Source organism: Paenibacillus salivarius, from assembly GCF_051307165.1.
In the GTDB taxonomy this organism is placed as follows: domain Bacteria; phylum Bacillota; class Bacilli; order Paenibacillales; family Paenibacillaceae; genus Fontibacillus.
Genome location: NZ_CP195592.1, coordinates 4,870,001 through 4,892,662, shown reverse-complemented (window position 1 = coordinate 4,892,662; position 22,662 = coordinate 4,870,001). Strand labels below are relative to the sequence as shown.

At 49.4% G+C, this 22,662-nt stretch carries 38 protein-coding genes; 36 read left to right on the top strand and 2 right to left on the bottom strand.

All coding sequences use genetic code 11. The features are described from left to right. Positions 1 to 47: 47 nt before the first annotated feature. From rpsS to ACSFXJ_RS22670, 34 genes are all read left to right on the top strand, one after another. Positions 48 to 326 carry a 30S ribosomal protein S19 gene (rpsS, locus tag ACSFXJ_RS22835; protein ID WP_435922609.1) on the top strand — a complete coding sequence of 93 codons (279 nt, stop codon included), beginning with the start codon at positions 48 to 50 and terminating at the stop codon, positions 324 to 326. Between the two features lie 34 nt (positions 327 to 360). Beyond that, complete coding sequence (gene rplV, locus ACSFXJ_RS22830; protein WP_435922608.1) at positions 361 to 693, top strand: 50S ribosomal protein L22; 333 nt, start codon at positions 361 to 363, stop codon at positions 691 to 693. A gap of 13 nt (positions 694 to 706) precedes the next feature. Continuing rightward, a complete protein-coding gene (gene rpsC, locus ACSFXJ_RS22825; RefSeq protein WP_430705262.1) occupies positions 707 to 1,375 on the top strand; it encodes a 30S ribosomal protein S3 in 669 nt (222 codons plus the stop codon). 2 nt (positions 1,376 to 1,377) lie between these two features. Continuing rightward, positions 1,378 to 1,812, top strand: coding sequence for a 50S ribosomal protein L16 (rplP, locus tag ACSFXJ_RS22820; RefSeq protein WP_059040326.1), 435 nt, complete (start codon positions 1,378 to 1,380; stop codon positions 1,810 to 1,812). Next, entirely contained in the window at positions 1,802 to 2,002 is a 201-nt protein-coding gene (gene rpmC / locus ACSFXJ_RS22815; protein WP_148458035.1) for a 50S ribosomal protein L29, read from the top strand. The genes rplP and rpmC overlap by 11 nt, the downstream gene beginning before the upstream one ends. A 50-nt stretch (positions 2,003 to 2,052) precedes the next feature. After that, positions 2,053 to 2,319, top strand: a complete 267-nt coding sequence (rpsQ, locus tag ACSFXJ_RS22810) for a 30S ribosomal protein S17 (RefSeq protein WP_435922607.1) — start codon at positions 2,053 to 2,055, stop codon at positions 2,317 to 2,319. Between the two features lie 36 nt (positions 2,320 to 2,355). After that, positions 2,356 to 2,724 carry a 50S ribosomal protein L14 gene (gene rplN, locus ACSFXJ_RS22805; RefSeq protein ID WP_044482513.1) on the top strand — a complete coding sequence of 123 codons (369 nt, stop codon included), beginning with the start codon at positions 2,356 to 2,358 and terminating at the stop codon, positions 2,722 to 2,724. 38 nt (positions 2,725 to 2,762) lie between these two features. Further along, positions 2,763 to 3,116 carry a 50S ribosomal protein L24 gene (rplX, locus tag ACSFXJ_RS22800; RefSeq protein WP_211373384.1) on the top strand — a complete coding sequence of 118 codons (354 nt, stop codon included), beginning with the start codon at positions 2,763 to 2,765 and terminating at the stop codon, positions 3,114 to 3,116. Between the two features lie 32 nt (positions 3,117 to 3,148). Next, positions 3,149 to 3,688 (top strand): 50S ribosomal protein L5, encoded by a 540-nt coding sequence (gene rplE / locus ACSFXJ_RS22795; RefSeq protein WP_435922606.1) that lies wholly within the window; start codon positions 3,149 to 3,151, stop codon positions 3,686 to 3,688. Between the two features lie 46 nt (positions 3,689 to 3,734). Next, a complete protein-coding gene (locus ACSFXJ_RS22790; RefSeq protein ID WP_009226651.1) occupies positions 3,735 to 3,920 on the top strand; it encodes a type Z 30S ribosomal protein S14 in 186 nt (61 codons plus the stop codon). A 31-nt stretch (positions 3,921 to 3,951) separates the two neighbouring features. Then, on the top strand, positions 3,952 to 4,350 hold the full coding sequence (rpsH, locus tag ACSFXJ_RS22785) for a 30S ribosomal protein S8 (RefSeq protein ID WP_435922605.1): 399 nt from the start codon (positions 3,952 to 3,954) through the stop codon (positions 4,348 to 4,350). Positions 4,351 to 4,380: 30 nt separating this feature from the next. Further along, entirely contained in the window at positions 4,381 to 4,923 is a 543-nt protein-coding gene (rplF, locus tag ACSFXJ_RS22780; protein WP_435922604.1) for a 50S ribosomal protein L6, read from the top strand. Positions 4,924 to 5,005: 82 nt separating this feature from the next. Then, the gene (gene rplR / locus ACSFXJ_RS22775; RefSeq protein WP_435922603.1) at positions 5,006 to 5,374 is read left to right on the top strand and encodes a 50S ribosomal protein L18; all 369 of its coding nucleotides are present in this window, start codon (positions 5,006 to 5,008) and stop codon (positions 5,372 to 5,374) included. 25 nt (positions 5,375 to 5,399) lie between these two features. After that, positions 5,400 to 5,897 (top strand): 30S ribosomal protein S5, encoded by a 498-nt coding sequence (gene rpsE / locus ACSFXJ_RS22770; protein WP_435922602.1) that lies wholly within the window; start codon positions 5,400 to 5,402, stop codon positions 5,895 to 5,897. Between the two features lie 12 nt (positions 5,898 to 5,909). Continuing rightward, complete coding sequence (gene rpmD, locus ACSFXJ_RS22765) at positions 5,910 to 6,095, top strand: 50S ribosomal protein L30 (RefSeq protein WP_435922601.1); 186 nt, start codon at positions 5,910 to 5,912, stop codon at positions 6,093 to 6,095. Positions 6,096 to 6,150: 55 nt separating this feature from the next. Continuing rightward, positions 6,151 to 6,591 carry a 50S ribosomal protein L15 gene (gene rplO / locus ACSFXJ_RS22760; RefSeq protein WP_211025596.1) on the top strand — a complete coding sequence of 147 codons (441 nt, stop codon included), beginning with the start codon at positions 6,151 to 6,153 and terminating at the stop codon, positions 6,589 to 6,591. Next, a complete protein-coding gene (secY, locus tag ACSFXJ_RS22755) occupies positions 6,591 to 7,892 on the top strand; it encodes a preprotein translocase subunit SecY (protein WP_435922600.1) in 1,302 nt (433 codons plus the stop codon). Before rplO ends, secY begins: the two co-directional genes overlap by 1 nt. Positions 7,893 to 8,002: 110 nt before the next feature. Continuing rightward, complete coding sequence (locus tag ACSFXJ_RS22750) at positions 8,003 to 8,647, top strand: adenylate kinase (RefSeq protein WP_435922599.1); 645 nt, start codon at positions 8,003 to 8,005, stop codon at positions 8,645 to 8,647. Between the two features lie 5 nt (positions 8,648 to 8,652). Then, positions 8,653 to 9,405, top strand: coding sequence for a type I methionyl aminopeptidase (gene map, locus ACSFXJ_RS22745; RefSeq protein WP_435922598.1), 753 nt, complete (start codon positions 8,653 to 8,655; stop codon positions 9,403 to 9,405). A 6-nt stretch (positions 9,406 to 9,411) separates the two neighbouring features. Then, complete coding sequence (locus ACSFXJ_RS22740) at positions 9,412 to 9,723, top strand: hypothetical protein (protein ID WP_435922597.1); 312 nt, start codon at positions 9,412 to 9,414, stop codon at positions 9,721 to 9,723. Between the two features lie 2 nt (positions 9,724 to 9,725). After that, the gene (gene infA, locus ACSFXJ_RS22735; protein WP_006676514.1) at positions 9,726 to 9,941 is read left to right on the top strand and encodes a translation initiation factor IF-1; all 216 of its coding nucleotides are present in this window, start codon (positions 9,726 to 9,728) and stop codon (positions 9,939 to 9,941) included. Between the two features lie 156 nt (positions 9,942 to 10,097). Then, positions 10,098 to 10,211 (top strand): 50S ribosomal protein L36, encoded by a 114-nt coding sequence (gene rpmJ, locus ACSFXJ_RS22730; protein WP_003333770.1) that lies wholly within the window; start codon positions 10,098 to 10,100, stop codon positions 10,209 to 10,211. 21 nt (positions 10,212 to 10,232) lie between these two features. Next, on the top strand, positions 10,233 to 10,601 hold the full coding sequence (gene rpsM, locus ACSFXJ_RS22725; RefSeq protein ID WP_435922596.1) for a 30S ribosomal protein S13: 369 nt from the start codon (positions 10,233 to 10,235) through the stop codon (positions 10,599 to 10,601). A 19-nt stretch (positions 10,602 to 10,620) separates the two neighbouring features. Next, positions 10,621 to 11,016 (top strand): 30S ribosomal protein S11, encoded by a 396-nt coding sequence (gene rpsK, locus ACSFXJ_RS22720; protein ID WP_018753969.1) that lies wholly within the window; start codon positions 10,621 to 10,623, stop codon positions 11,014 to 11,016. A gap of 130 nt (positions 11,017 to 11,146) precedes the next feature. Then, positions 11,147 to 12,091 (top strand): DNA-directed RNA polymerase subunit alpha, encoded by a 945-nt coding sequence (locus ACSFXJ_RS22715; RefSeq protein WP_410772628.1) that lies wholly within the window; start codon positions 11,147 to 11,149, stop codon positions 12,089 to 12,091. A gap of 35 nt (positions 12,092 to 12,126) precedes the next feature. After that, positions 12,127 to 12,492 (top strand): 50S ribosomal protein L17, encoded by a 366-nt coding sequence (gene rplQ, locus ACSFXJ_RS22710; protein ID WP_435922595.1) that lies wholly within the window; start codon positions 12,127 to 12,129, stop codon positions 12,490 to 12,492. Between the two features lie 93 nt (positions 12,493 to 12,585). After that, entirely contained in the window at positions 12,586 to 13,371 is a 786-nt protein-coding gene (gene truA, locus ACSFXJ_RS22705; RefSeq protein WP_435922594.1) for a tRNA pseudouridine(38-40) synthase TruA, read from the top strand. A gap of 70 nt (positions 13,372 to 13,441) precedes the next feature. Then, entirely contained in the window at positions 13,442 to 13,780 is a 339-nt protein-coding gene (locus ACSFXJ_RS22700; RefSeq protein ID WP_435922593.1) for a zf-TFIIB domain-containing protein, read from the top strand. Between the two features lie 250 nt (positions 13,781 to 14,030). Next, positions 14,031 to 14,468, top strand: coding sequence for a 50S ribosomal protein L13 (rplM, locus tag ACSFXJ_RS22695; RefSeq protein ID WP_435922592.1), 438 nt, complete (start codon positions 14,031 to 14,033; stop codon positions 14,466 to 14,468). 20 nt (positions 14,469 to 14,488) lie between these two features. Next, a complete protein-coding gene (gene rpsI, locus ACSFXJ_RS22690) occupies positions 14,489 to 14,881 on the top strand; it encodes a 30S ribosomal protein S9 (RefSeq protein ID WP_435922591.1) in 393 nt (130 codons plus the stop codon). A 248-nt stretch (positions 14,882 to 15,129) separates the two neighbouring features. Then, entirely contained in the window at positions 15,130 to 15,822 is a 693-nt protein-coding gene (locus tag ACSFXJ_RS22685) for a phosphoadenylyl-sulfate reductase (protein ID WP_435922590.1), read from the top strand. 43 nt (positions 15,823 to 15,865) lie between these two features. Further along, positions 15,866 to 17,035, top strand: a complete 1,170-nt coding sequence (gene sat / locus ACSFXJ_RS22680) for a sulfate adenylyltransferase (protein ID WP_435922589.1) — start codon at positions 15,866 to 15,868, stop codon at positions 17,033 to 17,035. Positions 17,036 to 17,409: 374 nt separating this feature from the next. Next, positions 17,410 to 18,177, top strand: coding sequence for an N-acetylmuramoyl-L-alanine amidase CwlD (cwlD, locus tag ACSFXJ_RS22675; protein WP_435922588.1), 768 nt, complete (start codon positions 17,410 to 17,412; stop codon positions 18,175 to 18,177). A 73-nt stretch (positions 18,178 to 18,250) separates the two neighbouring features. Continuing rightward, complete coding sequence (locus ACSFXJ_RS22670; RefSeq protein WP_435925836.1) at positions 18,251 to 19,360, top strand: P-loop NTPase; 1,110 nt, start codon at positions 18,251 to 18,253, stop codon at positions 19,358 to 19,360. A 55-nt stretch (positions 19,361 to 19,415) separates the two neighbouring features. Here the strand turns inward: ACSFXJ_RS22670 and gerD are convergent, their stop codons facing one another. Then, complete coding sequence (gene gerD, locus ACSFXJ_RS22665; RefSeq protein ID WP_435922587.1) at positions 19,416 to 20,243, bottom strand: spore germination lipoprotein GerD; 828 nt, start codon at positions 20,241 to 20,243, stop codon at positions 19,416 to 19,418. 125 nt (positions 20,244 to 20,368) lie between these two features. On the opposite strand from gerD, the gene ACSFXJ_RS22660 reads away from it, so the two are divergent. Beyond that, entirely contained in the window at positions 20,369 to 20,986 is a 618-nt protein-coding gene (locus ACSFXJ_RS22660; protein ID WP_435922586.1) for a KinB-signaling pathway activation protein, read from the top strand. Between the two features lie 75 nt (positions 20,987 to 21,061). On the opposite strand, the gene pdaB is transcribed toward ACSFXJ_RS22660, so the two are convergent. Next, positions 21,062 to 21,871 (bottom strand): polysaccharide deacetylase family sporulation protein PdaB, encoded by an 810-nt coding sequence (gene pdaB, locus ACSFXJ_RS22655; protein ID WP_435922585.1) that lies wholly within the window; start codon positions 21,869 to 21,871, stop codon positions 21,062 to 21,064. 118 nt (positions 21,872 to 21,989) lie between these two features. Here pdaB and ACSFXJ_RS22650 point away from each other — a divergent pair, with 118 nt between their 5' ends. Next, on the top strand, positions 21,990 to 22,604 hold the full coding sequence (locus ACSFXJ_RS22650; RefSeq protein WP_435922584.1) for a stage II sporulation protein M: 615 nt from the start codon (positions 21,990 to 21,992) through the stop codon (positions 22,602 to 22,604). Positions 22,605 to 22,662 lie beyond the last annotated feature (58 nt).

The window sequence follows — 22,662 nt, the reverse complement described above, 5'->3', positions numbered from 1 at the left end:
AGCGATCATAAACCGAAACAAGCAGCGTAACGAAGGGAGGATAACAAATGAGTCGCAGTCTGAAAAAAGGGCCATTTATCGATGGTTACCTGCTCAAGAAAGTGGAAGAATTGAACAGCTCCAACAAGAAAGTCGTGATCAAAACTTGGTCCCGTCGTTCTACAATCTTCCCGCAATTCATTGGCCATACATTCGGCGTATACGACGGCCGCAAACATGTTCCGGTATATGTAACCGAGGATATGGTCGGACATAAACTGGGCGAGTTCGCTCCAACCCGTACCTACAAAGGTCATACGGACGACGATAAGAAAACGAGACGCTAATACCAAGTTCTTCGTTTGAGAGGAGGTAACACACATGGAAGCTAAAGCACATGCAAGGTCTATCCGCATTGCTCCACGGAAAGCTCAACTCGTAGTTGACTTGATCCGCGGTAAGCAAGTCGGCGATGCGATCGCAATCCTTCGCCACACTCCAAAGGCGGCTTCCCCGATTGTGGAGAAGCTTTTGAACTCCGCGATTGCCAATGCTGAACATAACTATTCTTTGGATGTAAATAAATTGGTTATTACACAAGCTTACGTAAACCAAGGTCCGACAATGAAACGTTTCCGCCCTCGCGCAATGGGACGTGCAAGCCGGATCAACAAACGCACCAGCCACATCACATTGGTGGTATCCGAAAAATAAGGAGGGAAATCGTGTGGGCCAAAAGGTAAATCCGGTCGGATTACGAGTAGGGATTATCCGTGATTGGGAATCCAAATGGTACGCAGGCAAAGATTTCGGTGATCTTTTGCTTGAAGACGTAAAAATTCGTGAACACCTGAAAAATAAACTGAAAGACTCCGCTGTATCTCGCATTGAGATCGAGAGAGCGGCTAACCGCGTGAACGTAACGATCCACACTGCGAAACCAGGTATGGTTATCGGTAAAGGTGGTTCGGAGGTTGAAAACCTGCGTAACGAAATCACGAAGATCGCAGGCGGAAAGAAAGTTCACATCAACATTTCTGAAATCAAACACCCTGATCTTGACGCGATTCTGGTCGCTGAGAGCATCGCACAACAACTGGAACGTCGCGTTTCTTTCCGTCGTGCGCTCAAACAAGCGATTCAAAGAACGATGCGTTCGGGAGCGAAAGGGATTAAAACAGCAGTCAGCGGTCGTCTCGGCGGTGCTGAAATTGCTCGTACGGAAGGCTACAGTGAAGGAACTGTTCCACTTCATACGCTCCGCGCCGACATCGATTACGGTACGGCAGAAGCGCATACGACTTATGGCCGCATCGGCGTAAAAGTATGGATCTATCGTGGAGAGGTTCTTCCTACGGCTAAGAAACAACAAGCTGCTCAGGAAGGAGGCAACTAATCATGTTGGTACCAAAACGTGTAAAACACCGCAAGCAACAACGCGGTAATATGAGAGGCCAAGCTAAAGGCGGTACGGAGTTGAACTTCGGCGAATACGGCCTGCAAGCTCTGGAGCCGACTTGGATTACGAACCGTCAAATCGAAGCAGCGCGTATTGCAATGACGCGTTACATCAAACGTGGCGGTAAAGTATGGATCAAAATTTTCCCTGACAAGCCGATTACTCAAAAGCCTCTTGAAGTCCGGATGGGTAGCGGTAAAGGTAACGTAGAAAAATGGGTTGCAGTTGTGAAACCAGGCAAAATCATGTTTGAGCTTGCCGGGGTATCGGAGGAAATCGCACGCGAAGCTATGCGTCTTGCCGCTCACAAACTGCCGATCAAAACTAAGTTTGTGAAACGTGAAGAATTGGGTGGTGAAGCAAATGAAAGCTAATGAACTTCGCAACTTAACCACTGCTGAGATTGAACAAAAAGTCGCAGGATTTAAAGAAGAACTCTTTAACCTCCGTTTTCAATTGGCTACCGGCCAGCTTGATAACCCGACTCGGATCCGTGATGTGCGTAAGGAAATAGCTCGTGCTAAAACCGTTTTACGTGAAAGAGAACTCGGTATCACTAGTTAATCGCGCGCAAAGCAATCGCGAAGCGCCTAAGTCCAGGAAGGAGGCTAACCATGAGCGAAGAACGCAATAGCCGTAAAGTGCAAATCGGCAAAGTCGTCAGCGATAAAATGGATAAGACCATCGTTGTGGCTGTGGAAACCTACAAGAAGCATGAGTTGTACCACAAGCGCATTAAATACACGAAAAAATTTAAAGCGCATGACGAAAACAACACTGCGAAAATCGGAGATACGGTTAAAATCGCCGAGACTCGTCCGCTGTCCAAAGACAAACGCTGGAGACTCGTTGAAGTCGTTGAAAAAGCGATTATTATCTAATAGCAAGGCAGTTTAGACTGAAAGGAGGAACTATCCATGATTCAACCATTTACACGTTTGCAAGTTGCAGACAACTCCGGCGCGAAGGAATTGATGTGTATCCGTGTTCTGGGCGGTACCGGACGTCGTACGGCGCAAATCGGCGACTTGATCGTTTGCTCTGTAAAACAAGCAACACCAGGCGGCGTTGTCAAAAAAGGTGATGTAGTTAAAGCGGTTGTTGTTCGTACAAAACGTTCCGTTCGTCGTAAAGACGGCTCCTACATCGCATTTGACGAAAACGCAGCGGTTGTAGTGAAGGAAGACAAGAGCCCGCGCGGTACTCGTATTTTCGGACCTGTCGCTCGCGAGCTTCGCGATCGTGACTTCATGAAGATCGTTTCCTTGGCTCCGGAAGTTATCTAATGACATAACCCAACCCCGATATACAGGAGGTGTAAAGAATGCCTAGACTGAAAAAAGTTCTGGAATCCCATAACAATAAGCTGCATGTCAAAAAGGACGACACGGTTATCGTGATCTCCGGTAAGGACAAAGGCAAAAAGGGTCGCGTCATCGCTGCTTATCCTCGCGAGAACCGCGTTCTGGTGGAAGGCGTGAACATGGTGAAGAAACACCAAAAGCCGAACCAACTGAACCCTCAAGGCGGCATCATCGAGAAAGAAGCTCCGATTCACGTTTCGAACGTTATGCACGTTGATCCAAAGAGCGGAAAAGTAACCCGTATCGGTTACAAAGTGTTGGATAACGGCAAAAAGGTTCGCGTAGCGAAAAGATCCGGAGAAGTAATCGACTAATCCAGAAATGTAAGAAAGGAGGTACATGATTCATGGCAAGATTGAAAGAACGCTTTTTGAACGAAGTAACACCTGCTTTGATTCAAAAATTCAACTATACAACGGTAATGCAAGTGCCGAAAATCGAGAAGGTTGTCATCAACATGGGTGTGGGTGACGCTGTAGCCAACTCGAAAGTATTGGATTCTGCGGTAAACGATTTGCAACTGATCGCTGGTCAAAAGCCGGTTATCACACGCGCCAAGAAATCGATCGCAGGCTTCAAACTCCGTGAAAACATGCCGATCGGGGTGAAGGTTACACTGCGCGGTGAGCGTATGTATCACTTCCTCGACAAACTGTTCAACGTTACGCTTCCTCGCGTACGTGACTTCCACGGCGTATCTACGAAAGCATTTGACGGACGCGGCAACTACACGCTCGGTATCAAGGAACAACTGATCTTCCCTGAAATCGAGTATGACAAAGTAGAAAAAGTACGCGGTATGGATATCGTAATCGTAACGACGGCTAAAACCGACGAAGAGTCCCGCGAATTGCTGGCTGGTCTCGGAATGCCGTTTGCCAAGTAAGACGTTTTGTTCTTTCTCCGAAACTATTTAGGAGGTGTCAGGCTAAGTGGCAAAAACTTCGATGAAAGTTAAACAGCAACGCACACCGAAATTCAAAGTACGGGCTTACACCCGTTGCGAGCGTTGCGGTCGTCCACATTCGGTATTGCAAAAGTACAAAATTTGCAGAATTTGTTTCCGTGAATTAGCTTATAAAGGCCAGATTCCTGGCGTGAAAAAAGCAAGCTGGTAATCCATCAACAACGGGAAGGAGGTTTACACGTATGACTATGTCAGATCCAATTGCAGATATGCTTACACGTATTCGTAACGCGAACACGGTTCGCCACGAAACGGTAGAACTGCCTGCGTCCACGATCAAGAAACAAATCGCCGAGATTTTGAAGCGTGAAGGTTTCATTCGTGATGCAGAATATATCGATGATAACAAACAAGGGATCATCCGTATTTTCCTTAAATACGGCCCTAGCAACGAACGCGTCATCACTGGACTCAAGAGAATCAGTAAGCCAGGCCTTCGCGTGTACACGAAGAGCAATGAAGTTCCTCGCGTACTCGGCGGTTTGGGGATTGCGATCATCTCCACGTCCAAAGGAGTTATGACCGATAAAGAAGCTCGTCAGGCAAAAGCCGGCGGCGAAGTAGTCTGCTACGTTTGGTAATAAACGTCACAAAACAAGGAGGTGCAGCAAATGTCTCGTATTGGTCGCAAACCAATAACAGTACCAAGTGGTGTGGATATCACACTTAATAATAGCGTCATTACGGTTAAAGGCCCTAAAGGTACTTTGACTCGTGAGCTTCATAAGGACATGAAAGTAACGGTTGAGAACAATGAAATCGTTGTTGAACGTCCTTCTGACAACAAATTGCATCGCTCCCTGCACGGCACGACCCGCAGTGTAGTAAGCAACATGGTGAGCGGGGTTACCGAAGGTTTCTCCAAAACCCTCGAACTCGTTGGCGTCGGTTACCGCGCAAGCAAATCCGGCGAGAAGCTCGTCCTTAACGTTGGTTACTCCCATCCGGTAGAAATTACTCCGGAAGCGGGAATCACGTTTGAGGTTCCTTCGAACACGAAAATCATCGTGAGCGGGATTAACAAGGAACGCGTAGGCGAATATGCTGCAAACATTCGCGCTGTCCGTGCACCTGAGCCGTATAAAGGCAAAGGGATTAAGTACGAGGGCGAACGCATTATTCGTAAGGAAGGTAAAGCCGGTAAGAAGAAATAAGCCTCTTCTTAACAGGCTATTCCTTCCGGCTTCTTGAATTGCACGGCTTGTGAAGGTAAACCGAAGGGAGTGAAATGAAGTCATGATTACAAAAGGCGATAAGAACAAAGCCCGTCTGAAAAGACATTTGCGTGTACGGAAGAAAATTCAAGGAACGGCTGAACGCCCAAGATTGAACGTGTACCGTTCTTCCAAACATATTTACGCTCAATTGATCGACGACGTAGCAGGCGTAACTCTCGTTTCCGCTTCTACGATCGATAAAGGTCTGAGCAACGAAATCGGCAATGGCGGCAACGTGGAATCCGCTCGTAAAGTCGGAGAATTGATCGCTAAGCGCGCTCAAGAGAAAGGCGTTAAAGGCGTCGTATTCGACCGCGGAGGATACTTGTACCATGGACGTATCCAGGCACTGGCTGACGCAGCCCGCGAAGCAGGCCTTGAATTCTAAAATAATCTAAAAGGAGGTTAACGACTTGCGTGTAGATCCGAATACTTTGGAATTGACTGAAAGAGTTGTACACATTAACCGCGTAGCTAAAGTAGTTAAAGGCGGACGCCGCTTCAGCTTCAGCGCGCTCGTAGTTGTCGGTGACGGCAAAGGCTGGGTTGGCGCCGGTATCGGTAAAGCAGGCGAAGTTCCTGATGCGATCCGCAAAGGAATTGAAGATGCCAAGAAAAATCTTGTGCATGTTCCGCTTGTTGGAACATCGATTCCTCACCTTGTTACTGGTCGTTTCGGTGCTGGCCGGGTTCTTCTGAAACCGGCATCCGAAGGTACCGGGGTTATTGCTGGCGGTCCTGTTCGTGCGGTTCTCGAACTGGCAGGCGTTGGCGACATTTTGACAAAATCTTTAGGTTCTTCGAATTCCATCAACATGGTCAATGCGACTCTGGAGGGCTTGTCCCGCCTGAAGCGTGCTGAGGATGTTGCGAAATTGCGCGGTAAAACCGTCGAAGAACTTCTCGGTTAAGGAGGTAATCTCATGGCTAAACTGCAAATTACCCTCAAGCGTAGTTTGATCGGTCGTCCGGAGAACCAACGTACAACCGTGAAAACTTTGGGACTTCGCAAAATCAACCAAACCGTGGTTCACAATGACAACCCAGCCATCCGTGGCATGGTCAATCAAGTGAGCCATCTGGTTTCGGTTCAAGAAATTGCGGAATAATCGGAAAACCAATGCAGATGATTGCTAAACAATAAATAAGGAGGTGCAACGAACGATGAAGTTACATGAGCTTTCTCCTGCTCCCGGTTCGCGCCAAGAACGCAAACGCGTAGGCCGCGGTACGGGTAGTGGTATGGGTAAAACGTCCACGCGTGGTCATAAAGGTCAAAACGCTCGTTCCGGCGGTGGTGTGCGTCCTGGCTTCGAAGGCGGACAAAACCCGTTGTATCGTCGTTTGCCAAAACGCGGATTCAACAATCCTACGCGGAAAGAGTATGCGATTGTTAACATCGAGGAACTGAACAGCTTTGAAGCGGGTACGGAAGTAACTCCTGAACTGTTGTTTGAACAAGGAATCGTTAAAAACGCGAAGAGCGGAATCAAGGTTCTGGGCAACGGTGAAGTTACTGTCAAACTGACAGTTAAAGCGAATAAGTTCTCTCAATCTGCGGTAGAGAAAATCGAGGCTGCCGGCGGTAAAACCGAGGTGATCTAATGTTTAAAACCATTAAGAACATTTGGCACGTTCAGGACCTGCGCAACCGTATTCTGTTCACATTGTTTATTTTCATCATTTACCGGATCGGATCTTTTGTTCCGGTCCCGGGTGTTGATACTTCTGTATTCGAATCGATGCAAAACAATGCGGCAAGTAACTTGTTCGGGCTCTTGAACACCTTCTCGGGCGGCGCACTCAGCAACTTCTCTATCTTTGCGCTCGGGATTATGCCGTACATTACGGCATCCATCATTGTTCAGTTGCTCTCCATGGACGTCATTCCGAAATTTGCGGAATGGGCGAAGCAAGGTGAGCACGGCAAGAAGAAAATGGCCCAGGTTACCCGTTATGGGACTGTGATTCTGGCTATCATTCAAGCCTTCGCGACATCGATCGGTTTTAACCGGATGTATAACGTTCAGATGGTTCCGAATGCCAGCTTTGCGGATTACCTCGTGATCGCGATCGTTCTGACGGCCGGTACGTCGTTCCTGATGTGGTTGGGCGAACAAATTACGGAAAAGGGAATCGGTAACGGGATTTCCTTGATTATCTTTGCGGGGATCGTTGCGGCGTTCCCGACGTACATTACACAGATCGCCCAGTCCGATTTTATCGTGGAAGGTCAAACCTTCATGAACGTGGTAAAATCGATTGCGATTATCCTCGTTTGCGTATTGATCATTATCGGAGTTATCTACATCCAGCAGGCTGTACGTAAAATTCCGGTACAATATGCTAAGCGTGTGGTAGGCAACAAAATGTACGGCGGACAAAATACGCATATCCCGTTGAAAATCAACGCCGCTGGCGTTATTCCGGTCATTTTCGCAGTTTCCCTTTTGCAGTTCCCGGTCGTACTCGCCAGCTTCTGGTCGACGCACGCTTGGGCGCAATGGGTTACTAAGAACTTGGCAACCAGCGCTCCACTCGGCATGGTCCTTTATGTTGTCATGATCATCGGCTTCACATTCTTCTATACGTTCGTACAGATGAACCCGCAGCAAATGGCCGACAACATGAAGAAAAATGGCGGATATATTCCGGGGATCCGGCCAGGTAAAACGACCGCTACGTATCTCACTCGGGTTTTGACCCGCCTGACGATGACCGGCGCGCTTTTCCTCGCTGTGATTTCGATTCTGCCAATGGGCCTTGGGGCTTTGGCCAAGCTGCCTAGCAGCGTGCAAATCGGCGGTACTTCGATCCTGATCGTTATCGGCGTTGCGCTTGATACGATGAAGACGATCGAAAGCCAGCTGATCAAACGCCACTATAAAGGCTTTATCAATAAGTAAGCGATAGGTTCCAGGACGAGTTCGATTGAACGGCTCACCTGGCACCTATTGTTCTGTTTCAAATTCAATAAGAGTTCGATCCGTATGTATTCTTGGAGGGAGTGGTAGATATGAATATTCTATTCATGGGACCTCCTGGAGCAGGAAAAGGGACACAAGCAGAAGTCATCGTCAACGAATTCGGCATTCCGCACATTTCCACCGGAGATGCGTTCCGCCTGGCGATCAAGCAGGGAACCCCTGTAGGGATCAAGGCGAAGGAATATATGGATCAAGGGCTTCTGGTGCCTGATGATGTAACGGTCGGTATCGTCCGCGAGCGTCTGCAGCAGTCCGATTGCGAAAAAGGTTTTTTATTGGACGGTTTTCCAAGAACCCTTTCGCAAGCGGAAGCGCTGGATGAACTGCTTAGCGGGTTAGGTAAAAAACTGGATCATGTCATCAACCTGAAGGTGGACCGGAACAAGCTGCTCGCGCGTCTTACCGGACGTCGCATTTGCAAGTCTTGCGGATCCACTTATCATGTGATCTTTAATCCTCCTGTTCAGGAAGGTGTTTGTGATAAGTGCGGCGGCGAGTTGTACCAGCGCTCCGACGATAACGAAGAGAGCGTGGGAACACGGCTGGACGAATATATCAACAAAACGGCACCTCTCCTCACGTTCTATGAAGATAAGGGCCTGCTGCGTCAAGTAGATGGAGAACAGGAAATCGGAGCGGTTTCGCAAGAGATCGTATCCATACTGCGAGGTTAGGTGTAATGATCATTTGTAAATCCGAAACGGAACTGGGCTTTATGAGAGAAGCAGGGCGCATCGTCGCTGAAACGCACAGGCTCATAGCACAATCGATAGAGCCTGGAATTACGACGGGGGAGCTCGATCACATCGCCGATAAGTTCATTCGCAGTCAAAACGCTGTGCCGTCTTTCAAAGGTTATAACGGTTTTCCTTACAGCATTTGCGCTTCAGTCAACGAAGAATTGGTACACGGATTTCCCGGCAAACGCAAATTGAACGAAGGCGACATCATCACACTTGACATAGGTGCCGAATATCGCGGATATCACGGTGATTCGGCCTGGACGTATCCGGTCGGAAAGATATCGGATGAAGCCCAGCGGCTTCTCGATGTCACCGAAAGATCGCTTTACGCGGGCCTTGAGCTTGTCAAGCCGGATGTGCGCTTATACACCATTTCGCATGCGATCCAGCGGGTTATCGAAGAAGCGGGATTCTCGGTAGTTCGGGAATATGTCGGTCACGGCGTAGGAAGAGAACTGCACGAAGAACCGCAAATTCCGAATTACGGCACACCGGATCGGGGACCGCGGCTCAAGCCGGGCATGGTACTGGCTATCGAACCGATGGTCAATGCCGGTAGACGGTATGTCAGAACGCTGGAAGATGATTGGACGGTCGTTACGGAAGACGGCTCCTTGTGCGCTCACTTTGAGCACACCGTAGCAGTCACTCCGGACGGTATGGAAATTTTCACTAAACTGGATGCGTAGGTGATCATGTTGAAGCACCTTCCAGAAGCCCGAATCGGGCAGGTGGTGAAAACCCTAAAAGGAAGAGATGCGGGTTCCGTTTATGTGATCGTCGGCATCGTCGATGAAAAGTTCGTGCTTATCGCGGACGGGGACAAACGCAAGTTTGACCAGCCCAAACGGAAAAATATCCAGCATCTAGCCCTCCAGCCGATGATCAGCAGCGAAGTAGTTCACAGTTTGCAAGAAACCGGCCGGGTGACGAACGGGAAACTGCGTTTTGCGGTGAACGCCTTTTTGGAATCCGCCAACTCAAATGCTGAAGAGAAAGGAGAATGACAGTGGCCAAGGAAGATGTGATTGAAGTTGAAGGAACGGTTATTGAGCCGTTGCCTAACGCTACTTTTAGAGTGGAGCTCGAGAACGGTCATCAAATTCTCGCGCACGTTTCCGGGAAATTGCGGATGCACTTTATCCGGATTTTGACCGGGGACAAAGTGGTTGTTCAGTTGTCGCCTTATGACCTGAGCAAAGGTCGTATTACGTACCGCAAATAGATTCCAATACCATTTGGAATGAATTTGTGTTATGATATTCAGGTTGAGTAATTTAACCTGTTGGATTTGCTTCTGAATCGGTTTTACATGTTGTAAAACCAAGCTCATCCTTACGAAGTGAGTTTTGCTCCGCAAAACTTTAAGGAGGTAATTAACATGAAGGTAAGACCTTCTGTAAAGCCGATTTGCGAAAAATGCAAAGTCATTCGTCGCAAAGGCAATGTCATGGTGATTTGCGAAAATCCAAAACACAAACAAAAACAAGGATAATTGAAGGGGGTGTAGCGTAAAATGGCACGTATTGCTGGTGTGGATTTGCCACGTGATAAACGCGTTGAGATCGCCTTAACTTACATTTTCGGAATCGGTAAAACGACTTCCCAGAAAATCCTGGCTACTACAGGCATCAATCCGGACACTCGTGTTCGTGATTTGACGGAAGATGAGGTTAGCAAACTACGCGAAACGATTGACAAAACGGTCAAGGTGGAAGGCGACCTGCGTCGTGAAGTTTCCTTAAATATTAAACGTCTCATGGAAATCGGCTGCTATCGCGGTGTTCGTCATCGTCGTGGCCTGCCGGTTCGCGGACAACGTACTAAGACGAATGCCCGTACTCGTAAGGGTCCTCGTCGTACTGTAGCGAACAAGAAGAAGTAAGAAGGGAGGATAACAGACAATGGCTAAACCAAAAAAAGTCGTACGTACGAAACGTCGTGACCGCAAAAATATTGAATCTGGTGTGGCACATATCCGCTCCACCTTCAACAACACGATCGTTACAATTACGGATCCGCACGGCAACGCGATTTCCTGGGCCAGCTCCGGCGGTCTTGGTTTCAAAGGTTCCCGTAAATCCACTCCGTTTGCCGCTCAAATGGCTGCGGAATCCGCTGCTAAAGCAGCAATGGAACATGGCATGAAGAGCGTCGAAGTTATGGTTAAAGGTCCTGGAGCCGGCCGTGAAGCCGCTATCCGCTCCCTGCAAGCTGCGGGCCTGGAAGTTAACATGATTAAAGACGTAACTCCGATTCCTCATAACGGCTGCCGTCCTCCGAAACGCCGTCGTGTATAATGAAGTACCGTTAGTATGGTATAACAACATCCTATGTTGGTAACAATGGTTGTTTAGGCATACTATTTGATAGACTTCAGTCAAACATGACAGTTTTCAAGGAACGACGTTTTGAAGGAGGGGTAATTTCGTGATAGAAATCGAAAAGCCGAAAATCGAGACCGTAGAAGTTAACGATGAAGGCACCTATGGGAAATTTGTAGTAGAACCACTTGAGCGTGGATATGGCACCACTTTGGGCAACTCGCTTCGCCGGATTTTGCTCTCTTCTCTGCCGGGTGCTGCGGTAACCTCGGTCCAAATCGATGGTGTTCTGCATGAATTCGCGACGATTCCCGGAGTTATGGAAGACGTCACGGAAATCATCCTGAATTTGAAGGCTCTTTCGCTCAAAATCCACTCCGATGAAGAGAAGATTCTCGAAATCGATGCGGAGGGTGAAGGCGTCATCACCGCAGGAGATATTCGTGCCGACAGCGATGTGGAAATTCTGAATCCCGATTTGCATATTGCAACACTCGAACCGGGATCCAGACTCCATATGCGTATCTATGCCGGGCGCGGACGCGGTTATGTTCAGGCAGATAAGAACAAACGAGATGATCAACCAATCGGTGTCATTCCCGTCGACTCGATCTATACCCCGATTGCTCGCGTCAATTACGTTGTAGAAAATACACGTGTTGGCCAAGTGACCAATTATGACAAGCTGACGCTTGAAGTATGGACCGATGGCAGCATCAGACCTGAAGAAGCGGTTAGTCTCGGTGCTAAAATTTTGACTGAGCATCTCTTCCTGTTCGTGGGACTCACGGACGAAGCGAAGGACGCGGAAATCATGGTCGAAAAGGAAGAAGACAAAAAAGAGAAAGTGCTTGAAATGACGATTGAAGAGCTCGATCTCTCCGTCCGTTCCTATAACTGCCTCAAACGCGCCGGTATCAATACGGTGCAAGAGCTCACGACCAAAACGGAAGAAGATATGATGAAAGTCCGGAACCTCGGACGCAAATCTTTGGAAGAAGTGCAAGAGAAGCTCGAAGAGCTTGGTTTGGGCTTACGTACGGAAGAATAGAGTGCTTAATCGTTCTAGCGAAGGAGGGAAAACAAATGGCATACCAAAAGTTGGGCCGCGATTCCAGCGCACGTAAAGCTTTGTTCCGCGATCTGGTAACGGACCTGTTCCTATATGAACGCATCCAAACGACGGAAGCTAAAGCGAAAGAAGTTCGTTCGATCGCTGAAAAGCTCATCACCAAAGCAAAACGCGGTGATCTGCATGCTCGTCGTCAAGTTGCTGCTTACGTTCGCCGCGAGTCGATCGACGGTGAGCAAGACGCAATCCAAAAGCTGTTCTCGGAGCTGGCTAGTCGTTATTCCGAGCGTCCAGGCGGATACACTCGTATCCTGAAACTGGGACCGCGCCGCGGCGACTCCGCCCCTATGGTTTATCTCGAACTGGTAGACCGGGCTTAATTGACAGGGTAACTCCCTATCACAGTAAAACTCTCTGAAGGCATGCCGCATCAGGCTCAGCTTAAGAGAGTTTTTCTTGTATCAGGAGGAAATATGCGCAATCTGCTGATGACCGTCAGCTACGACGGGACCCCGTATTTCGGTTTTCAGACGCAGCCCGGGGGCAATACGATCCAGGATCATTTGGAGGATGCCATTCGTCATTTGACCGGGGAGCAAGTTAAAATTCACGGTTCTGGACGAACGGATGCCGGGGTGCATGCTCGGGCGCAAACTTTTCATTTCATGACGGATTCCCAAATCCCCACCGACAGATGGAGACATGCGCTGAATGGACGCCTGCCCAGAGACATCCGCATTACGAAGGTTCTGGAGGTCCCGCTGTCCTTCCATTCCAGACGTTCCGCGAAGCGGAAAACGTATCGCTACACCATCAACGCCAACCGGGTATTCGACGTGTTTACGCGACCCTACCAACTTCATCATCCGGGCCGCCTGAATATTGAAGCGATGCGCGAGGCGCTGAACCACCTGATCGGTACGCATGACTATACGTCTTTTGCCTCCAGGCATTCGACCAAAGAGAGCCACGTAAGGACGATTTATCGGGCTTGGCTTGAAGTGGAGGAAGACCGGATGGGGGCCGGAACGAACGAACAGGGCATTATCCATATCTACGTCACCGGAAACGGCTTTCTGCAGCACATGGTCAGAATCATCGTGGGAACTTTACTGCAGGTCGGTGAAGGGAAGAGGAGTCCGGGTGAGATAAAAACGATCCTGGAAGCGAAAAACCGGGCGGCGGCGGGCCCGACGGCGGAAAGTAAGGGACTCATACTGTGGGAGGTTGAGTACGAGCAGTTGCCGGATCACTCATAATCATGAAACCATCGATAACGACATACGTAACAAACCAAAAAGTGCAAAATGACAAGGAGGACTTGGTACTATGAAATGTCCCGTTTGCAATGATGTTCGTATGAGAGAAGTCGAAAAAGACGGTGTGCTGATCGATGTTTGCCCGGATTGTAAAGGCGTATGGCTGGACCGGGGCGAGCTGGAGAAGCTGATGAGCGAAATTCGCGAAGTCCGTCCCGCGTTTAACGAATGGTATGACCGTCATGACGCAAGACAAGCATCCGATCACCGGCGAAACGAGGCTCAGCCTCCACAGCAGGGCTATAACCAAGGTTACAATCAGGGATATCCGCAGGGAAATCACCATGGACACTACAAGCATAAAAAGAAGAAATCGGTATTGGACGTGTTCGGGGATCTTTTCGATTAAAATTTATGTTTAAAAAGGATGAAAAACACTTGCGCAAGCACTGTCCATCCTGTAGAATATAAGTTGTGTTTTCTTGACGGCTATCCCACGGCCCCCAGTTGAGAAAACCGAAATGCAGTACTTTCAATGAACATCAACAAGCATATAAAACGATGCAGATAAATGGCGGAAAGCGGTCACGGAACCCGAAGGCCAGATCGTTTTTACGCTTTACGAACCATTTTGAACGAGAATGAAGGAGGATCATTACATGCGTACCACCTATATGGCGAAGCCAAACGAAGTTGAGCGCAACTGGCACATCATCGATGCCGAAGGCAAAACGCTGGGCCGTTTGGCAAGCGAAGCCGCTGCTTTGATCCGCGGCAAACACAAACCACAATTCACTCCACACGTTGACGGCGGCGACTTTGTCGTTGTAATCAACGCCGAGAAAATTGCCCTCACCGGCAAAAAGATGGAGAACAAGAAATACTATCGTCACTCCCTGCATCCAGGCGGTCTGAAAGTGACAGTTGCCAAGGATCTTTTGAAAACGAAACCTGAACGTGTGATTGAATCTGCTGTACACGGCATGCTGCCAAAAACTCGTCAAGGCGAAAAAATGAAGCTGAGACTGAAAGTTTACGCTGGCACTGAGCATCCACATGCAGCACAAAAACCTGAAGTTTACGAACTTCGCGGATAATTAAAAGGGAGGACAGTTTCATGGCACAAGTACAATACTATGGGACAGGTCGTCGTAAACATTCGGTAGCTCGTGTTCGCCTTGTACCGGGTGAAGGACGCATTGTCATCAATAAACGCGATATCAATGAATATTTCGGTTTGGAAACACTCAAACTGATCGTTAAACAACCTTTGACGTTGACTGAAACACTGGGCAGCTACGATGTAATCGTACTCGCTCATGGCGGCGGTATCTCCGGTCAAGCGGGCGCTATCCGTCACGGGATCTCCCGTGCGCTGCTCAAAGCGGATCCTGAATACCGCGGTGCGCTGAAAAAAGCGGGCTTCCTGACTCGTGACCCTCGTATGAAGGAACGTAAGAAATACGGCCTCAAAGCCGCTCGTCGCGCTCCTCAGTTCTCGAAACGTTAATATTTCGCATTCAAGCCTCTGGCCTTTACCGGTCGGAGGCTTTTTCATGTTTAATCACATAAAACACGGAATGGGCATATGTTTTTTTAGAATATGATTTATAAATTTTCAGCGGATTCGGGTGTGTCGTTAGAGGTTTTTTTATTGACTTATGAGGATAATGCACTATACTAAAGCTATAATTCAAATGTATTTAGTCGGTATTATGTTTATGGAGTCAATTACTTATTATTTGGAGGGTCGGAATCATGAATTTGCTGGAGAAAGAAGAGCTGATCAAGACAAAGGCCGAGGAGCTTGAGACGGCGACTCCGCAAGAAATTATCGCGTGGGCAGTAGAGACATTTCCGAATATTACGTTCGCCTGCAGCTTCGGTGCAGAGGATGTAGTTCTGGTGGATATGCTCCAAAAGATTAGTCCGTCCACGGATATTTTTTATCTGGATACGGATTATCATTTTAAAGAAACTTATGAAACCCGCGACGCTCTCGTAGCCCGGTACGAAATGGAATTTGTACGGGTATCCCCGGCCATAACGCCTGAGGAACAAGCGGCTCGTCATGGAGCGGAACTCTGGAAGAGCGATCCGAACGCCTGCTGCAATATCCGCAAAGTAGAGCCTTTGACTCGGATTTTGTCGCAGTACGAAGCTTGGATTACGGGCATTCGCAGAGATCAGGCACCAACCCGGGCAAACGCCAAGAAGATCGAATACGATACGAAATTCGGGCTTGTTAAATTCAACCCGATTGCAAGCTGGACGAGCGAAGATGTTTGGAATTATATCCGGGAAAATAACGTCATCTACAATCCGCTGCATGACCGCAATTATCCGAGCATCGGTTGCGAACAGTGCACGAGACAGGTCATGCCTGGTGAAGATCCACGTGCAGGACGCTGGGCCGGCTCCGAAAAGACCGAATGCGGACTTCATAAATAAAGCAGCGGCGATTCCAACAATACGAATTTGAGGAGAGATGACGATGACGACGATACTGCCGCATGGCGGCCGGTTGATCAACAGACTGGCGACCGGTGAAGAGCGCGAGCGTCTGTTGGCGGAAGCCAAAGAGCTCAAGTCTATTTCAATCAATAAATGGACGATTTCCGACTTGGATTTGATTGGTGTCGGAGCGTTTTCTCCATTGACAGGGTTTCTGAACGAGGACGACTACCGTTCGGTTGTCCAACGTATGCGGCTTGCCGACGGAACGGTTTGGAGCATACCGATTACGCTCTCCGTGACGGAAGAGCAATCAAAGAATCTCTCGGTCGGCGAAACCGTTGCCCTGATCGGCGATCATGACGAAGTGGTTTACGGTCTGCTGAAAGTAGGCAGCGTATATCAGGTCGATCAAAAGGTAGAAGCCGTTAACGTATTTAAAACCGATAGCGACGAGCATCCTGGCGTCAAAAAGCTCTACGAACGCACTCCGTTTTATGTCGGCGGCGAGGTTACCGTTCTGAACCGTCCCAAGCCGGAACGCTTCGGCGAGTTTTACTTCGATCCTGCGGAGACCCGCCGCATTTTCGAGGAAAAAGGCTGGAAGAGCGTCGTCGGATTCCAAACCCGAAATCCGGTACACCGTGCGCATGAATATATCCAGAAGAGCGCGCTCGAAATCGTGGACGGATTGTTCCTGAATCCGCTTGTCGGCGAAACCAAATCGGATGACGTACCTGCGGATGTCCGGATGAAGAGCTATCTTGTGCTGCTGGAAAACTATTATCCGAAGGATCGCACGTTCCTGGGCGTATTCCCTGCGGCTATGCGTTATGCGGGGCCGAGAGAGGCGATTTTCCATGCGATGGTCCGCAAAAATTACGGCTGTACGCATTTTATCGTCGGCCGCGACCATGCAGGGGTAGGCGATTACTACGGCACGTATGAAGCGCAAGAAATCTTCTCGAACTTCACGGCGGAAGAATTGGGCATTTCCCCGCTCTTTTTTGAACACAGCTTCTTCTGCACGAAATGCGGGAATATGGCTTCCAGCAAAACCTGCCCGCATCCGAAAGAAGATCATATGACCCTGTCCGGCACCAAAGTCAGAGGGCTGTTGCGCGACGGAGTTTGCCCGCCGCCTGAATTTACGCGCCCCGAGGTCGCAAAAGTACTGATCGAGGGCATGAGCCACCAGGTCGTCATTTAATTCATAATTAAAAGCACAGCTTTTCAGCACCGAGAAGGTTGGATGAAGTCGGGAGTGAGGAGCGGAACGTAGGCAGAACCTACGTGAGCACCGGAGCGACCGACTGAATTCAAATCTCGAAGCCGAATAGGTTTCCTGGCAAGCATCGTGATCAAAAGCACAGCTTTTCAGCACCGAGAAGGTTGGATGAAGTCGGGAGTGAGGAGCGGAGCGTAGGCAGAACCTACGTGAGCACCGGATCGACCGACTGAATTCAAGATTCGAAGTCGAATATGCTACCTGTAAAAGCATCGTGATCAAAAGCTGTAGGTTATATTTAGCCGCCTTGTCCCATATGATGATTAGTGTCATTACGGGACGGAGGTGGCTTTTTTATGGGCTCCAGAGATAAAGTGAGCGTGTGGATCTCCCTAAAACATATCAAATTGGCCTTGGTCGGCGTCGTGCTGGCCGGTTTGCTTGCAGGCCTCGCGGCTTACGAGATCCCGACGGCAAAAGTATGGAATTACTGGAGTCTACCGCTTGCCGGTCAGACGATCGTGCTGGATGCCGGCCATGGCGGGCCTGACGGGGGAGCGGTTAGCAAACAGGGCGTTATTGAAAAAGATATCAATTTGGCGGTGGCGCTCTATTTGCGCGATTATTTGCAACAGGCGGGAGCGATCGTCGTGATGACCCGCGAGGTTGACCGTGATTTGGCGGAGCCGGATACCAAAGGGTACAGCAAGCGAAAAACCGAAGACCTGAAGAAGCGAGTCCGTTTTATCGAAGAGCAGCAGGCCAAAATGCTGGTGAGCATCCATATGAACAGTATACCTTCGCCGCGATGGAGGGGGGCGCAGACCTTTTTTTACCTGAACAACGGAAATAGCGCCAACCTGGCGGATCTGATTCAAGATGAGCTCCGCAGAAACCTGGAAAACACGGACCGCGTCGCGAAACAGTCGGACAAACCGGTATATGTGCTTGAAGCTTTGAAAATACCGGCGGTCCTTGTGGAAGTCGGATTTTTGTCCAATCCGGAAGAAGCGGCGTTGCTGGGGGACGACAAATATCAACGTAAAGTCGCCGCATCGATATACCAGGGGATTTTGCGGTATACGGCCGGGGAAAAGGGAAAAACGAAGGGCGCAGACAAATAGGAGACAAGTAATGATATAATGAATGGCAGTAGGAGACGAAATCACGATATCATTCAAAGTCGAGGTGCTGTCATTGATAACGAAGGAGCAGCTGGAGGCGTTGCTGCGGCCGGTAGCCGAGCCAACGCTGAAGCGGAGTTTGATCGAGTTGCAGTGGATTCGCGATATTATGATTAAGGAAGACAAGGTATCGCTCACCGTAGTTTGTTTGGAGAAAGACGGAGCGCTTCAACAAACGCTCGGCGAGGAGATTCGTTTCCGTTTGTCCGAAGCGGGCGTGGAAAATGCGCACATCCGCTTCCGGGAAGCATCGGAGCTGGAACGTGAGCAAGCGGGGGGCGCAGCCGCCCAGGACACCGCAACAGCCGAGGATGCCAAAATCAAAGGACACGGCGCCGGCCTGGAGCAGCTTCCTGTTTTGGACCCGAAATCCGGCGTGAATTTTATTGCCATTGCCAGCGGGAAAGGCGGAGTCGGCAAATCCACCGTCACGGTGAATCTGGCGGCCGCTCTGGCCAGGCTCGGCAAACGCGTCGGAGTGATCGACGCCGATATTTACGGCTTCAGCGTTCCGGATATGATGGGGATCGAAACGACACCGTCCGTCGAAGAAGGAGCGATTATCCCGGTTGAACGCTTTGGGGTGAAAGTGATGTCCATGGGGTTCTTTATCCAGGACAACAATCCCGTGATTTGGCGGGGACCGATGCTCGGCAAAATGCTGCGCCAATTTTTCAACGATGTCAATTGGGGCGAGCTTGATTATATGCTGCTTGATTTGCCGCCGGGCACAGGCGACATTGCGCTGGATGTGCATCAAATGATTCCGCAAAGCAAAGAGATTATCGTAACGACGCCTCATGCGACGGCGGCTTTCGTTGCGGCGAGAGCCGGTGCGATGGCGCTGAAAACCGAACACGAAGTGCTGGGCGTTGTTGAAAATATGGCTTATTATGAATGCTCCTCCTGCGGACAAAAAGATTATATTTTCGGCAGAGGCGGAGGGGCGCGGTTGGCAGAGACGTTACATACGGGGCTGCTGGCGCAGATTCCGGTCAGCGCGCCGGACAACCATCCGTCGGAGCCGGATTTTTCGCCATCGGTGTATAAGGCGGAAACAACTGTAGGACAAATGTATAACGATATCGCGCTCCAAGTGATCGCAAAATGTAAAACAGACTGACCTTCTGGGTCAGTCTGTTTTTATGCCGGACACGGCGTTGCGTTGGACCAAAACATTAAGAACCGCCGCCACTGCCGCCTTGTCCACCGCCACCGCCTTGGCCGCCACCACCACCGGCGCCTTCTTGGCCGCCTTCGCCGCCGGATTGGGGCGATTTTTCGACTTTCGGCTGGAGTTGTTCCTGTACGACCGTTTTAAGCAACTCCATGACTTCCATTTTGAAAAGAGGACTCTGCATCGCTTCCTGCATGACGGTCATCGATTGTTTGCGGTAGTCGGACGTTTTGGTCAAATCCAAAAACATCTTCATGACTTCCGGCGACTTCATGATATCGCTGATCGATTTTTGGTAAGTCGGGTCTTTTATGAGGTCCATATGGATCTGCTTGCTCTGCGAATTGACCGCTTTCGCGAAATCCCCGGCGAACTTCGGATCCGTCATGATTTTTTCGATTTCTTTTTTGTACTCGGGAGAGGTGATCGTATCCTTGACGGCCATTCGGATCTGTTCGGACGATTGGCCCGGAAGTATCATTTTCATGCTAATACCGCCACCACTACTGCCGCCCCCGCCTGATCCGCCTCCGGAACCGCTACCTCCGGAGCCGCCCGAGCCTCCCGATTCGGACCCTGATTCGGACCCCGATTCTGATCCGGATGAACCTCCCTGGCTGCCGGTGCCGCTGCTTCCCGTCAATGCCTCGTATATCGCCTTTTTTCCGTCATCGGTTTTTAAGATGTCAATAACCATGCTCTTCGTGTCTTTATAACTTCCTCCGCCGCCGCTTTGAGAGGAGGAGCCTTGCTCAGAACCGCAGGCCGTAAGCGGAAGTGTAAATAAACATAAAATGCAAACAAACCGTCGATATCCCAGCCACTTCATGGTTCTTCCTCCTTATGCTTGTCTCTTGCATAGTATGCGGCCCCAAAAAAGGATTTATCCGTCCGAAAACAATGGTTTTTTGCCGAGATCGTTGGTAAAATGATTTGTTAGTGGGGGTGTCGCATTTGAATTTGAAAAAATGGTTTTATTTGTTTTGGACGACATTGGCGGTTGGTGCGGTGGGTTCATTAATCGTCGGGTTGCTGCTGCAGTGGACGAATACGGTTCAATTAAACGGAACCGCTGACTTTTTCGTGAATGTCGGCATTCTTCTTGGCGTGGGCGTGATGGTTAGCGTTTACTCCCAGATGGGGTTTTTCGCCTATATGATGGTTAACTATATGGGGACAGGCGTATTTTCCCGGATGACCTGGCAGTACATACAGATTGTGCTCGCTGCGCTCGCCTTGCTTGAATTAATGTTTTTCCGCACGTTCGTGGGCGGGGATGGGAAAGGCACGTCCGATATCATTCTGGGGATTATTTTGCTGGCCGTGGCTTGCGGAGTTGCTTACTTCAAAGCAAAAATGACGAACCGGTCGGCTTGGATTCCAACGTTGTTCTTCATGATCGCCGCAACGATCGTGGAGATTGTAGGCGTACTTAAAATCGGCGTGGATCAGGCGACCGTTTGGATTGCCGCACCTCTCGTAGCCTGCAATGCTTATCAAATTTTGATCCTGCATCGCGTGTTGAAGCCGGCAGCCGGACAAGATGCGAAAGCGGGTATCAAAACCGCATAACCAAATACAGACGGAGCTCGGCGGGATCGCCGGCTCCGTTTTATTTTTCGCAAAGGGTATCGTTATTATTACTTATTACATTCCTGCTGCTATATCCACTTGTTGTTGAAGCCACGCCTGATCCCTTACCTGACTGCCGTTGACGCCGGCTTCCTGTAAAAGATCGGTGACCGATACAAAGTCATATCCTTTCTTGCGGAGCTCGTCGATTATGACCGGCAGCGCTTCATGCGTATATTTGGCGGAGTCGCTGGCGTGCAGAAGAACAATATCCCCGGGATGGGCTTTTCCGGTCACTCGTTTTACGATCGCATCCGTTCCCTTATCCAGCCAGTCTTGGGAGTCCGTATCCCACTGAATCACCTTATACCCTAGGTTATCGGCTATTTTCAGCACCCGCTTGTCAAAGTCTCCGTTGGGCAGCCGCAGCAATTTTGGCGCATTTCCGGTAAGATCGGTTAAAATGGTATGGGCCGTCGATAATTGTTTGGATATTTCCTCATCGCTCAATTCACTGTAATTCGTATGCTTGTGGCCATGGCTTCCGATTTCGTAACCTTGCTTTTGGATCGCTTTTACGAGGTCCGGATGGCTTTTACTCCAGGGGGAAGAAAGAAAGAAGGTAGCCTTGTTCACGTTTTTGTCCTTCAACACTTTAAGAATGGGTTCGGCCCGTTTGTCTCCCCAACTGATGTCGAAAGTCAGGGCGATCACCTTTTTTTGCGTGGATACACTGTAAATGGCCGTAGGACTGCTCTCTTCGGAGAACACGGTGATATGGCTTTGTTCCACATAGATGACCCCTGCTGCAAACATGGCTGCGGCGAAAACAAAGAAGAACCTCTTAATCTTCTTCCCGTTCAGGACATAGAAGAAATTGTTCATAATGAATGCTGCCCCTCTCGTCTTGAGATTGAAATAAGTATTAAATTTGCTCCGCTTGTACCAGTGTATGCTCGTACCTTTTTGCTTTATGACCCTTATGAGGAGGTTGGTTTGTATCATGTTGTCTCTTCGCCTGTTTCTGCGTGATTTGTCCCTGTATAAAAAGATGATGATTCTCTCGTTTGTTTTGTTTGCGGTCGGAATTGTGCTGGGGGCGGCGGGATCCGAATCGATCCTAAAGCTTGTGGCACCCCAGTTGGAGACGATGCAGCAATACAGTCGCGAGCTCTCCAGGTCCGAAATCCCCGAGCTCAGTTTCTTTAAATTTATTTTTATGAATAATGCCGTCAAAAGCGTGGCGATCATCGCGTTCGGCGCCTTTCTGGGATTGGTGCCCGTGATCTTTTTGGTGATGAACGGCATGGTGCTGGGGCTGGTTGTGTCGCTGTCCGCCGCGGGAGGGGCGAATGTGTTCGAACTGATCGTACTCGGGTTGCTTCCGCATGGAATCATAGAAATTCCCGTGATTCTGATCGCGGCTGCCTATGGTCTTCAATTCGGCTATCTTGTGCTGAAAAGTATCGGCGAGCTAGGGGCGAGGGAGCGGGAAGAACGGACGGTTGTATGGGGGGATTTCCTGCGCTCGGCGGTTCGAGGGGCGTTTTGGATCATCGTATTGCTGCTGATTGCGGCGGTCATAGAAAGTACAGTCACGTATCATTTAGTTCGTTAGTGCGAGGTTGTCATATTTTACCCGGAAATTGAGCATAACAGTAAAGCGGTTCGAAAGA